The organism is Flavobacterium succinicans (genome assembly GCF_001662485.1).
In the GTDB taxonomy this organism is placed as follows: domain Bacteria; phylum Bacteroidota; class Bacteroidia; order Flavobacteriales; family Flavobacteriaceae; genus Flavobacterium; species Flavobacterium succinicans_A.
In genome coordinates, this window is record NZ_JMTM01000070.1 from 37,070 (window position 1) to 49,949 (window position 12,880).

Annotated in this window: 10 protein-coding genes; all 10 read left to right on the plus strand. The window is 37.8% G+C overall.

Features of this window, described 5'->3' with window-relative positions; genetic code table 11:
• Nucleotides 1–26: 26 nt before the first annotated feature.
• The 10 genes from FLB_RS12665 (at nucleotide 27) to ruvA (ending at nucleotide 12,869) form a co-directional block, all read left to right on the plus strand.
• Entirely contained in the window at nucleotides 27–1,379 is a 1,353-nt protein-coding gene (locus FLB_RS12665) for a vanadium-dependent haloperoxidase (protein ID WP_064716324.1), read from the plus strand.
• Between the two features lie 4 nt (nucleotides 1,380–1,383).
• Nucleotides 1,384–2,295 (plus strand): hypothetical protein, encoded by a 912-nt coding sequence (locus FLB_RS12670; protein WP_064716325.1) that lies wholly within the window; start codon nucleotides 1,384–1,386, stop codon nucleotides 2,293–2,295.
• Between the two features lie 332 nt (nucleotides 2,296–2,627).
• On the plus strand, nucleotides 2,628–3,938 hold the full coding sequence (locus tag FLB_RS12675) for an MFS transporter (protein ID WP_064716326.1): 1,311 nt from the start codon (nucleotides 2,628–2,630) through the stop codon (nucleotides 3,936–3,938).
• A gap of 136 nt (nucleotides 3,939–4,074) precedes the next feature.
• Nucleotides 4,075–5,253: a hypothetical protein gene (locus FLB_RS12680; RefSeq protein ID WP_064716327.1), complete on the plus strand. Its 1,179-nt coding sequence runs from the start codon at nucleotides 4,075–4,077 to the stop codon at nucleotides 5,251–5,253.
• A gap of 2 nt (nucleotides 5,254–5,255) precedes the next feature.
• Entirely contained in the window at nucleotides 5,256–6,188 is a 933-nt protein-coding gene (locus tag FLB_RS12685) for a carbohydrate kinase family protein (protein ID WP_082923292.1), read from the plus strand.
• A 10-nt stretch (nucleotides 6,189–6,198) separates the two neighbouring features.
• A complete protein-coding gene (locus FLB_RS12690; protein ID WP_064716329.1) occupies nucleotides 6,199–7,413 on the plus strand; it encodes an MFS transporter in 1,215 nt (404 codons plus the stop codon).
• Complete coding sequence (locus FLB_RS12695; RefSeq protein WP_064716330.1) at nucleotides 7,410–9,281, plus strand: trehalase family glycosidase; 1,872 nt, start codon at nucleotides 7,410–7,412, stop codon at nucleotides 9,279–9,281. The genes FLB_RS12690 and FLB_RS12695 overlap by 4 nt, the downstream gene beginning before the upstream one ends.
• 66 nt (nucleotides 9,282–9,347) lie before the next feature.
• Nucleotides 9,348–9,773 (plus strand): CBS domain-containing protein, encoded by a 426-nt coding sequence (locus tag FLB_RS12700; RefSeq protein ID WP_064716331.1) that lies wholly within the window; start codon nucleotides 9,348–9,350, stop codon nucleotides 9,771–9,773.
• Nucleotides 9,774–9,914: 141 nt separating this feature from the next.
• The gene (locus FLB_RS12705; RefSeq protein ID WP_064716332.1) at nucleotides 9,915–12,200 is read left to right on the plus strand and encodes an NADP-dependent malic enzyme; all 2,286 of its coding nucleotides are present in this window, start codon (nucleotides 9,915–9,917) and stop codon (nucleotides 12,198–12,200) included.
• An 87-nt stretch (nucleotides 12,201–12,287) separates the two neighbouring features.
• Nucleotides 12,288–12,869: a Holliday junction branch migration protein RuvA gene (gene ruvA, locus FLB_RS12710; protein WP_064716333.1), complete on the plus strand. Its 582-nt coding sequence runs from the start codon at nucleotides 12,288–12,290 to the stop codon at nucleotides 12,867–12,869.
• Nucleotides 12,870–12,880 lie beyond the last annotated feature (11 nt).

The following is a 12,880-nucleotide window of genomic DNA, read 5'->3' on the forward strand; positions in this document are numbered from 1 at the left end:
TAAACCAAATTTATAAATTGATTCAAATGAAATCTTCAATTTTAACCCTGTTGTGTGTTTGTTTAATTGCTGTTTCTTGTCAAAAGGAAAAAGCAATAACAATTACCTCAAATGATTATTGTGCTGCTGTTGATACGGTAACCGGAATTATGGTTCATGATATTTTTTCGCCACCTGTTGCGAGTAGGATATATGTTTACCCAAATATTGCAGCCTATGAAATTATGGTGCAGAACAGCAAAGAATATCATAGTTTGCAAGGGCAATTAAAAGGTTTAGATTCTATTCCGGTTTTAGATAAAAAAAGCGGCGTAAATGTGCCATTGGCGGCCTTAATTGCGCAGATGGAAGTGAGTAAAAAGTTGGTTTTTTCAGAAGAAGCTATTGAGAAATACCGCGATAGTTTGTACGCAAAATGGAGTGATGAAAATGAGAAGGAATTCGAGGTTTCGAAAGAATATGCTTTAAAAGTAGCTGAACGTATTGCAAAATGGATGGGAAAAGACAATTATAAAGAAACGAGAACCATGCCTAAATATTCGGTTCATGCAGACCAGCCGGCTCGTTGGCAACCCACACCACCTGCTTATATGGATGCTGTAGAACCACATTGGGGCAAAATTAGAACCTTAGTAATGGACTCATCCGCTCAGTTTAAACCCAAAGCGCCTTTTCCTTTTTCTACGAATAAAAATTCTGATTTTTATAGAGAAGCTAAAGAAACCTATGATGTAGGTAATAAGATTTCTAAAGATTTATTGGCTATGGAAAAGAGCAAAAGCACTACAATTCCAGAAGAGTCTGCTATAGCCACTTTTTGGGATTGCAATCCGTATGCTACCGTGACACAAGGACATATGATGTTTGCCAAAAAGAAAAATACTCCCGATGCGCACTGGATAAATATTGCTAAAATAGCGTGTAAAACCGCAAAAACAGATTTTAATAAAACGGTTTTTGTATATACCAAAACATCAATTGGGGTTTTCGAATCGTTCATCAGTTGTTGGGACCAAAAGTTCAAAACCAATGTAGTACGCCCAGAAACCTATATCAATCAATACATAGACGAAAACTGGAAGCCGCAATTGCAAACGCCTCCATTTCCAGAATATACCAGCGGACATTCTGTTTTATCGGCTTGTTCTGCTGAGATTTTGACCGCAATTTTCGGCGATAAGTTTGCGTATGTAGACGATTCTGAGATTCCTTTTGGTTTGCCCAAACGAAAGTTTACTTCTTTTAAACAAGCGGCAGACGAAGCCTCGTTGAGTAGGTTATATGGCGGAATTCATTATCGTGCCGCAATTGTGAACGGAGTGGAGCAAGGAAAAATGATTGGTAAGTACATCAATAGTAAATTAAAAATGACCAAGTAAAGCGATGAAGAAGAAAATTGTTATTTTTTGTAGTGTTGTGCTGTTTCTTTTTTTGGGATGGTATTTTGGCATTAAATCATCGGATTATACGATTACATTTACAGCAAAAGCAGCCTCTGGAACTGTTTTTCAAGGCATACAAGAATGGTCAAATATTCAAAAACAAAAGCGGAAAGAGCATTTTACTGTAGTAGAAAAAAATAATTTTGATTACCTAAAACAGCAGATGACTGTTGGAGATACTGCCTATACTTATGTTTGGGAAATTACTCCTTTGAACGACTCAGTGTCTAAAGTAAGTGTGGGAATCAATGAGATTGGAAAGAGTTGGTACAATAAAATCACCGCTCCTTTTTGGCCCACAAAATTCAAAACCGAACAAATAAGGAAAGTCAAAGATTTAAGAGAAGGATTGAATGAACATCTCAAAAATTTGAAAGTCAGAATTGACGGAGAAGGAACTTCAAAGCCTGTATATGTTGCTTACATACAACTCAAAAGTGTGTTGCAAGAAAAAGCACAAACTATGATTGGTAACGATGCTATAATTACAGGATTTTTATACACCCATAAAATTAAGATCGTTGACCGACCTTATGTTGAAATTGTAGATTGGGATTTAGATAAAGAAACACTCGTTTTTAATTATTGTTTTCCAATTGACCCTTCAACAAAAGCGATAGCTGACGCTAATGTAAAATTCAAAACGATTCCTGCGCTAAAAGGACTTAAAGCAAGTTATTATGGTAATTTCAGAACGTCTGACCGGGCTTGGTTTGCTTTGATGGATTATGCCAAAAAGAACGATTTGAAACTACAAAACAAAGTGTTGGAACATTTTCTTGCGAATCCATTCAATGGAGGAGAAGAACTAGACTGGGAAACCCAAATTATCATGCCTTACAATGTAGAGTAGTTTTTCTCTTTTCACGCCCATTTCCTCCTAAAATCAACGTGTTCGAAAACGTTTTCGGTTCTTCTGAAAACGTTTTTTGTTGTAAATCAATGTGCTATTGATAGATTACGATTAAATTTCGGGTTCAATATTTGAATTTGAGCAAGAAGTGCTACCCAGAAGGTAAACCATCTTTCTCTTTAGCCCCGACAGCAGCGGCATCCTTTGCTTTTTTTCTTTATAAAAGCAAAGATATAGCGGATGGCGGGACGATGATAGCAAAGAAGCCTTTTGAACACTGCTCCTAAATCATACCTAAACAGTTTATAACTAACCTAACCGATGCATTACTTATGGCGATAAAGCTAAAACTCAATTTTTGGCAAATTTGGAACATGAATGTTGGCTTTTTTGGCATTCAATACAGTTTCGGATTGCAACAAAGTGCCGTAAATCCAATATATGATTTTTTGGGTGCGAGTCCAGATGAAATTCCTTTGCTCAATTTAGCGGGACCCGTTACGGGACTATTGATTCAGCCCTTGATTGGTGCGATGAGTGACCGCACTTGGCACCCGCGTTGGGGTCGAAGAAAACCTTATTTCTTTGTTGGAGCTTTGCTTTGCAGTATTTGTTTGCTGTTGTTTCCCTACAGCAGTTCGTTGTGGATGGCGGCAGGCTTGCTTTGGATTTTGGACGCTGGAAACAATACGGCTATGGAACCGTACCGCGCTTTTATTGCCGATAAGTTAGACGAAGAACAACAGCCGATTGGGTTTCAGATGCAAAGTTTTTTTACCGGTTTAGGGCAAACTTTAGCCAACGTTTCGCTCTTCATTTTCCCGATGATTTTTATTGGCAAAACGGGTTCGTTGCCCACTTGGGTCTATGCTTCCTTTTTTTTGGGAGCCGTTTGTTCTATAGGTTCCATTTGGTGGAGTTTAAAAACAACCAGCGAAATTCCACCAACTCCAGAGGAATTGGAGATTTTGCAATCGCACAAAGGAGGTTTGTTTGAACCCTTAGTTGAGATTTTCTCTGCCATTGGCGATATGCCTCGCGTAATGTGGCAACTAGCGTTGGTGTATTTGTTCCAGTGGTATGCGCTGTTTTGTTATTGGCAAAATTCGTCCAAAAGCATCGCCTTGTCCGTTTGGCAAGCCACGCCACAAAGCAATCCCGCTGCTTATGAGCAAGCGGTTAGTTGGACCGGATTGGTCAACGGTTGGTACAATGTAGTTACTTTTTTGACCGCATTTTTATTGGTAGGATTTGCCAAAAGATTCAGCCCAAAAGCCGTTCACGCCTTTTGTTTGCTCTTGGCAGCTCTAGGATTTTTGGCCTTTCCGCACATCGAAAACAAGAATGTATTGTTTTTTGCCATCACCGGTTTCGGAATCGGGTGGGCGAGTATGATGGGTATTCCGTATTTAATGGTCGTTCACGAAATCCCCAAAGAGCGTTATGGCGTTTATATGGGCATTATCAATATGATGATTGTGATTCCAATGATTATTCAAAACCTTACTTTCGGATACATCCTCAAACATTTTTTACACAACGACGCGCGACTCGCCATCACTTTTGCTGGAGTACTGCTCTTGTGTAGTGTGCTTTGCACGTTATTAATCAAGAGTAAACCAACCGTTTTAAAAGATAATTAGGGCGTGACCACTTCTAGCAAAGGGGGCTTTTATCGGAGCGTACTAGTTGCCCCCTTTGCTACAAGCGGTCGGGCTTTACGCGCTACTTCGGTAGCCAGCTTCAATCCCTCACGCAAAAAAAAGCAATGTATTGACCATGACAAGTAATATTTCTTATTCAAAAGCTATAGAACTACTCAAACGATGTTCCTCAAAGCAAGGTTTTTTAGCCAGCGCCCAAGACATTTCTAATTACAAAAGAGTTTGGGCGCGAGATGGAGTGATTTGCGGTTTGGCCGCTTTGGCCTCAGGCGATGAAACGTTAATTGCTACTTTCAAAAAAACCTTAGAGACTTTAGCCAATTTTCAGCATGAATTGGGCACTATTCCATCGAACGTGTTGTTTGACGAGGAAGAAGTAGCAGTAAGTTTTGGAGGCTTAGCCGGTCGAGTAGATGCCGTGACTTGGTTTGTTATTGGCGTTTGTCAGTATGCTTACGTTACTAACGATGTTTCGTTTCTGGCCAAACACGCCGCCAAAATAGAGAAATGTTTTAAACTTTTAGACGCTTGGGAATTCAATAATCGTGGATTGGTTTATGTTCCCTTGTCTGGCAATTGGGCCGACGAATACATAACAGATGGGTATGTCTTGTACGACCAATTACTCCGAATTTGGGCACTCAAAAGCTATAACCATTTCGCCGAAGAACAAACTATAGAAAAAAAAATAAAGCAAATAGAAGAATGCATTATCCAGAACTTTTGTCCTGAGACCGTTGGGGAAAAATACCACGAAAGAGCCTATGAGGTATGTAACCTAAAAAATTACATGCCTTGTAGCTTCTCCCCAGCTGGTTATAAAACACAGTTTGATGGTTTTGCAAATTCATTAGTTTTGCTGTTAAATATAGGCACAGCCGATTTTCAAAAAACAATTTTGGACTATGCCACAACCTTACAACAAGAACGTCCTTTGGGATTGTTGCCCGCCTTCTGGCCACCCATTCACGAAACCGATCCTGATTGGTATTTGCTCAAAAACAATTGCAAATACGAATTCCGCAACTATCCAAACGAATTTCATAACGGTGGTAGTTGGCCAATGGTCAATGGTTTCTTTGGATTAGCCTTATTGTCTAAAAACGAAAAGACAAAAGCTACTCACCTTTTAACTGCTGTCAATAGTGCGAACGCCCTAGCTGATTTTAGCTTTTATGAGAACTTCAACACAGCAACAAAAGTGCCAAACGGAGTGCCATTCTGCGCTTGGAGTGCCGCTGGAGCCGTTCTTTTGCATCAAAGTTTATACGCAAATTTTAAACTCTTACTTTAATTTTGAAAAAAACGATAGACCTTATTTGTGCCGGTGAGGTGCTGATTGATTGCATTGGCCAACAAACCAATGCTACAATTGCTGAAACTACTTCTTATGAACGTTTTCTAGGAGGTTCACCAACCAACGTTGCCATGAATGCGGCAAAATTAGGATTGAGTGTCGAGCTAGTCGCTAGTTGCGGTGCCGATGGAATGGGTAATTTTATTTTGGATAGTTTGCAAAAAGTCAAAGTTGGAACGCAAGGCGTAACCCAAAGTGAAACCGCTGCAACCTCTATAATCTTGGTTTCAAAATCTACAGGAACACCAGATTTTATTCCCTATCGTAATTCGGATTTTTTGATAGAATCTTTTCAAATTCCAAATGAGATTTTACAAAAAGCCAAGATTTTTCACACGACTTGCTTTGCGTTGAGCAAAAACCCAGCGCAAAAAACAATTCTAGAAACGGCACAACTTGCGACTCAGTTAGGTGTTAAAACCAGTATAGATCTTAATTTTTCGGAACGCATTTGGCCGAATCGCAATGAGGCCAAAAAAGTAATCGCACTTTATTTGGCTACGGATCCTTTCGTTAAGTTAAGCGAGGATGATTGCTTTCGTTTTTTTGGTAAAACGCAATCGGAGTCTTTCATTTTGGATTATTTTCATGAGTTAGGCGCGACAACCATTTGTTTGACTAAAGGAAAGGAAGGTGTGATTTTGTCGGACAAAATACAGGGAACAATTTACCAGCCAGCATTACCAGTCACTCAGATAAAAGACACTACTGGAGCTGGTGATGCGTTTTGGACTGGGTTTTTATATGCTCAATTGCAACAAAAAAAATGGGAAGAAACCCTTTTGATTGCACAAAAACTAGCCGTTCTAAAATTGCAATATCTAGGCGCTTTACCATCTGATTTAGATATTGTCAACTACTTAAACCAATAAATAGCAACAAATGAAAAAAAATACCATCAAATGGGCCATGTACCTTAATTATTTTGTCTTTGCTATTTTGCTTAATAGCGTAGGCATTGTGATTCTCAAAGCACAAAGAAATTATGGGGTAGACGAGCTTGAGGCCAGTATATTAGAGGCCTTCAAAGATTTGCCCATAGCCATTGTTTCTTTTTTAGTAGCTTCTTTTTTACCCAGAATAGGATATAAAAAAGCTATGCTTATTGGCTTAGCAATGGTATTCGTGGCTTGCATAACCATGTATTTTGGTAATTCATTTTCTACTGCCAAATTACTTTTTGCCACCGTTGGCGTTTCTTTTGCTTTAATCAAGGTGTCTGTGTATTCTCTTATCGGAACGGTGACCGAAAGTCAACAAGAGCATAATAGTTTGATGAGTAGTATCGAAGGGGTTTTTATGATAGGCATTGCATTGGCTTATTTTTTATTTCCTGCTTTTAATTCTGAAACCGATCCCAATGCTTGGCTCAACGTGTATTGGTTGTTAGCTGGAATTTCGGGGGTTTCGTTTGCTTTTTTATTTTTATCAAAATCAGAAAATAATACGGAGATTCCGGGAGTCAATCTACTCGACGATTTTAAGCAAATGTTTCAATTAATGGCCAAATTACTAACGATAGTTTTTGTTATTAGTGCGTTTCTATTTGTGATGATAGAACAAGGGATCATGTCATGGTTGCCTACTTTTAACAGTAAAGTCCTTCATTTGCCAGAAAACATAAGTATTATGATGGCAAGTATTTTGGCTATTTCTCTAGCTATAGGGAGATTGGCAGCCGGTTTTTTAACCAAAAAAATCAATTGGATTTGGATTTTAACTTCCTGCATCATAATCGCCATGTTGATTGTGATTTTTGTGTTGCCCAAAGCAGTGGGGCTTGAAGTAAAAACGATTACTTCATTATCCGATATCCCATTGATAGGATTTGCTTTTCCTTTAGTAGGGCTATTCATAGCGCCAATTTATCCCTTGTTGAATTCGGTCGTTTTGAGTGCGCTTCCCAAAAAACTACACAGTTCAATGACAGGACTGATTGTTGTTTTTTCGGCCTTGGGAGGTACTTTAGGATCAAGAATTATCGGGTATTTGTTTAAAAATGAAGGTCCCGAAAATGCTTTTTATTACACCTTGATTCCAATGTTGTTGCTATTGGTTTCCTTTTTTATATTAAAAAAATTAACGACGATTAAATGAAAATAGTAGTAGAAATTGATGCCGTTTTCGAGCAATTATTGCTTCAAGAAGATACGGATCAGGATAAAAAAATTACCAAAGAAGATACTGGACCTAGGCGATTTGAACTTATTGATAGTGTGAAAAATACTCAATTTGTAGTAGAAGGAACTTATCATTTATCGAATCTTTTGCAAGAATTAGCCGAAATGAGACAACAAGGTCTTGTTTACGGAGAGGTTAATTTTGACCGAATTCAGGAACCACCCGTAGAACGAATTTCAAGAAAAATTCGAGAATCTTATTGGGACGAACTTACCCGTGTTATCGACAGCGATGGATTGCAAAAAATTCTCGAAGATGAAAAAACAACCAATACCATTCCGACCCTTTATGTGTCTGAAAAGGACAAGCAAGGAGTAACTTATTTTTCAGCATTAGAAAAAGAATGGGGAAATTTCAAAGTGGCCATTTTGCCTGAGAAGTATTCGATGGACTATGTCGAGACCCTAAATACTAAACCCGGACTTTTGGCTTTGGCTACAAGTCATGACGAAAAAGGGATAAAAGGCGTTCCTTTTGTAGTTCCCGGAGGGCGTTTCAACGAAATGTATGGTTGGGACAGCTACTTTATTGGCTTAGGTTTATTAATAGATGGCAAATTAGATTTGGCCAAAGCCATTGCAACCAATTTTAAGTATCAAATAGAATATTATGGTAAAATTTTAAATGCGAACAGAAGTTATTATTTAACCAGAACACAGCCTCCATTATATTCTTCGTTACTTCGTGCCATTGTAGACCATGAAAAACCAGATAGTGCTTGGCTGGCAAGTCATTTAGAAACAATAATTGAAGAATACCATTCGGTTTGGATGGTTATGGGCGAGCGATTAACGCCAACAGGTTTGAGCCGATATAAAGCCGACGGTATCGGAATGCCGTTTGAAGTAGAACCAGGACATTTTGATGAGGTTTTGGAACCGTTTGCTCAAAAATACCAACTTCCTTTAAGAGAATTCGAAAAAAAATATTTAGAAAGAACTCTTGTGGATCCTGAATTAGATCAGTATTTTATACATGATCGAAGCATGCGAGAAAGTGGTCATGACACCACCAACCGATTAATTAATTCGTGTGCCAATTTGAATTCGGTTGATATCAATAGCTTTTTATACAAATATGAAATAGATATTGCCTATTTCATTGCAACCTATTTTGAAGACACTTTTATTTCGCAAAACAAAACGTATGCAGCACAAGAATGGCTTGATAAGGCCAAAATGCGTAAGGCATTGATGGATAAGTATTGTTGGAATGAAACGGAAGGAATGTATTTTGACTATGACTTTGTGCATCAGAAGTCCCTTCCGTTTGAAGCGGCCTCTACTTTTTTTCCTTTATGGGCGGGATTGTGCTCTCAAGATCAAGCTGTAAAATTGGTAGAAAAAGCCTTGCCTAAGTTTGTAATGACTGGAGGTATCGCCGGAAGTACAGCCAAAAGCATTGCTCATATAAACCTAGAAGATCCTTTGCGACAATGGGATTATCCTTTTGGTTGGGCGCCTCATCAAATGCTATTGTGGGAAGGACTAAAAAATTACGGTTTCGAATCCAAATTACAGGAAATGGTTTACCGCTGGTTGTGGTTGATTACCACCAACGCTGTGGATTACAACGGGACCATTCCAGAAAAATTCGATTTAGAAATTAGCTCTCATAAGGTATTTGCTGAATATGGCAATGTAGGTACTGAGTTTGATTACATTGCCAAAGAAGGTTTTGGATGGGTCAATGCATCGTATCAATGTGGTTTATCATTACTAGCACCTAAATGGAAAGGCTATTTGAACCAACAAATTCATCCTGATTATTTTTTTTATGATTAAAAATCACTTTTGTGTTTTTCGAAGGTTTATTTTTTTTATTTTTATGATTCTCTAAAAACAAATTATATGACTGTTAATCAAATATTAAGCACTAAAGGGAAGGATGTTTTTTCGATACTTTCCACCAACACTGTTTTCGAAGCGTTAACAGTAATGAGCGAAAAAAACATAGGTGCCATTCTTATTATTGAAGAAGGCGTTCTAAAAGGGATTTTATCAGAAAGAGATTATGCCCGAAAAATTGTTTTAAAATCTAAATCATCTAAAAAAGCATTCGTTCATGAAATTATGGTTACCGAAGTATTTACCGTGAGTCCTTCGGATAAATTAGAGTTTTGCATGGAATTGATGAGTACCAAAAGAGTCCGTCACTTACCGGTAGTTGAAAATGATGTAGTTGTGGGTATAATTTCTATAAGTGATGTGGTAAAAGCCATCATCGAAATGCAAAAAGAAACAATTGCACATTTAAATTCATACATTACACAGTAATAAAAAATAAATTATGACTTTTTAAAAGCTGCTTTGGCGGCTTTTTTTGTTTTTTAACAAAGATTATAATAAAATTTAATTTTTGAAGGCTAGTTTGAGATTAGACCTTTATCTTTGTAAGCTAGAAAAAAATCTAAAAAAATGGAGAATAACAATAAAAGAAAGGAAGCTTTATTATACCACGCAAAGCCAACTCCTGGAAAAATTCAAGTAGTACCCACAAAAAAATACGCTACTCAAAGAGATTTGTCATTAGCCTATTCGCCTGGTGTTGCTGAGCCTTGTTTGGAAATTGCAAAAGACGTTAACAACGTTTATAAATATACTGCCAAAGGTAACTTAGTAGCTGTAATTACCAATGGTACAGCAGTTTTGGGACTTGGAGACATTGGGCCAGAAGCCTCAAAGCCAGTAATGGAAGGAAAAGGGCTTTTGTTCAAAATATTTTCGGATATTGATGTGTTTGACATCGAAATTGGAACAAAAAATGTAGACGAATTCATCGAGACAGTAAAAAATATAGCTCCTACTTTTGGCGGAATTAATCTAGAAGATATCAAAGCGCCAGAATCTTTCGAAATCGAACGACGATTGGTAGAAGAATTGAATATTCCGGTTATGCATGATGATCAACACGGAACAGCGATTATCTCTTCTGCAGCGTTAATTAATGCTTTAGAATTAGCTAATAAAAAAGCTGAGGATATCAAAATGGTGGTTTCTGGAGCGGGTTCTGCTGCAATTGCTTGTGCTGATTTGTATGTGCTTTTAGGCATAAAACCTGAGAATGTATACATGTTTAATAGTAAAGGCTTGTTAACGAAAAACAATCCTTCAATCTCCGAATTGCAACGAAAATACGCAAGAGATTGTGAGCCTATAAGTCTTGCCGAAGCAATGAAAGGCTGTGATTTGTTCTTAGGCCTATCCACAGCGGATGTTTTGACTCCCGAGATGCTTTTGAGTATGTCTGAAAATCCTATTGTTTTCGCCATGGCCAATCCAAATCCTGAGATTGAATACAATTTAGCCATAGCTACTCGAAAAGATATCATTATGGCAACAGGACGTTCGGATTATCCGAATCAAGTAAATAACGTATTGGGATTCCCTTATATCTTTAGAGGAGCTTTGGATGTTCGTGCAACCAAAATCAACGAAGCAATGAAAATGGCCGCCGTTAGAGCCTTGGCATCTTTAGCCAAAGAATCGGTGCCAGAACAAGTAAATGTGGCTTATGGTGCAACAAAACTAACTTTTGGTCGCGAATATATTATCCCAAAACCATTCGATCCTAGATTGATTGCAGTAGTAGCACCTGCTGTTGCCAAAGCAGCTATGGATTCTGGTGTAGCACAAAACCCAATTAACGATTGGGAAAAATACAAAGATGAGCTGTTGGAACGTTTAGGACACGACAACAAATTGGTTCGAATGATTACCACAAGAGCCAAATCAGATCCTAAATCTATTGTTTTTGCTGAAGCCGATCATTTGGATGTGCTGAAAGCAGCTCAGATTGTTCATGACGAGGGTATTGGATTCCCTGTTTTGTTAGGAAACAAAGAAATTATCCTAGAATTGAAAGCAGAAATAGGTTTTGATGCTGATGTGACTATTATTGATCCTAAGGAAAAAGAAGAAGAAGAAAGAAGAAATCGTTTTGCCAAAACATATTGGGAAACCAGAAAAAGAAGAGGTATTTCGTTCTTGGATGCTCAAAAATTAATGCGGGAGCGTAATTATTTTGCCGCCATGATGGTCAATGTTGGCGAAGCCGATGCATTGGTTAGCGGACATTCTAGAAGTTATCCTTCTGTAGTGAAACCGATGTTGCAATTGGTAGATAAAGCACCAGGAGCTTCTATTGTAGCCACAACCAATATTATGATGACCAAACGCGGCCCGATGTTCTTCTCGGATACGGCTATCAATATCAATCCGTCGGCAGATGATTTGGCTAAGATTGCTTTAATGACGGCCAAAACAGCAAGAATGTTTGGTGTAGAGCCTGTTATTGCGATGGTTTCGTATTCTAATTTTGGTTCCTCGACCAATTCAAGTGCAGGAAAAGTACGTGAGGCGGTGGCCTATTTGCATGAAAATCATCCTGATCTTTGTATTGATGGTGAAATTCAAGCGGATTTTGCATTGAATCCAGAGATGCTTAAAGCTAAATTTCCGTTTTCTAAATTAGCTGATAAAAAAGTCAATACCTTGATTTTCCCAAATTTAGAATCGGCTAATATTACTTATAAACTCTTGAAGGAGTTGAACAAAGTAGATTCTATTGGGCCAATTATGTTAGGAATGGGCAAGCCGGTTCATATTTTTCAGCTGGGTGCCAGTGTAGAAGAAATGGTAAATATGTCTGCTATTGCTATCATTGATGCTCAAGAAAAACAAAAGAAAAAAGCGAGTAATTAAATAAATTAAAGAACAAAAAAGTCTAGCAAATGATTTTCAGTCAAATGCTAGACTTTTTTGTTATATTTGGTTCATTAAAACTAATAAATGATTGCACATTTACAAGGGAAATTAGTAGAAAAATCACCAACCCATATTGTTATAGATTGTGGAGGTGTGGGGTATCATATCAATATCTCGTTACACACTTATTCGTTATTGCCCAATGCTGATTTTGTAAAAGTATTTACCCATCTTCAAATCAAAGAAGATGCTCATACTTTGTATGGTTTCATAGAAAAATCCGAAAGAGAAATTTTTCGGTTATTGTTATCTGTTTCAGGGATAGGAGCTGGTATTGCTAGAACAATGCTTTCTTCTTTAGACCCTAAACAAATTACCAATGCTATTGCTTCAGGCGATGTAGCTACTATTCAATCCATAAAAGGGATTGGAAACAAAACAGCACAGCGTGTTATTTTGGATTTGAAAGAAAAAATAGTCAAATTATACGATTTAGACGAACTTTCGGTATCGCAAAGCAATACAAACAAAGATGAAGCGTTATCTGCTCTAGAAGTTTTAGGTTTTGTTCGAAAGACTTGCGAGAAAGTTATCGAGAAAATTGTCTTAGCTGAGCCTGATGCTACTGTAGAAACGATTATTAAGAAAGCCTTAAAAAGTTTGTAAAAGAACCAAGA

Bases quoted from the DNA above. Each gene is read 5' to 3' on its own strand.
- FLB_RS12665 (WP_064716324.1), top strand. From the start codon at position 27: ATGAAATCTTCAATTTTAACCCTGTTGTGTGTTTGTTTAATTGCTGTT.
- FLB_RS12670 (WP_064716325.1), top strand. From the start codon at position 1,384: ATGAAGAAGAAAATTGTTATTTTTTGTAGTGTTGTGCTGTTTCTTTTT.
- FLB_RS12675 (WP_064716326.1), top strand. From the start codon at position 2,628: ATGGCGATAAAGCTAAAACTCAATTTTTGGCAAATTTGGAACATGAAT.
- FLB_RS12680 (WP_064716327.1), top strand. From the start codon at position 4,075: ATGACAAGTAATATTTCTTATTCAAAAGCTATAGAACTACTCAAACGA.
- FLB_RS12690 (WP_064716329.1), top strand. From the start codon at position 6,199: ATGAAAAAAAATACCATCAAATGGGCCATGTACCTTAATTATTTTGTC.
- FLB_RS12695 (WP_064716330.1), top strand. From the start codon at position 7,410: ATGAAAATAGTAGTAGAAATTGATGCCGTTTTCGAGCAATTATTGCTT.
- FLB_RS12700 (WP_064716331.1), top strand. From the start codon at position 9,348: ATGACTGTTAATCAAATATTAAGCACTAAAGGGAAGGATGTTTTTTCG.
- FLB_RS12705 (WP_064716332.1), top strand. From the start codon at position 9,915: ATGGAGAATAACAATAAAAGAAAGGAAGCTTTATTATACCACGCAAAG.
- ruvA (WP_064716333.1), top strand. From the start codon at position 12,288: ATGATTGCACATTTACAAGGGAAATTAGTAGAAAAATCACCAACCCAT.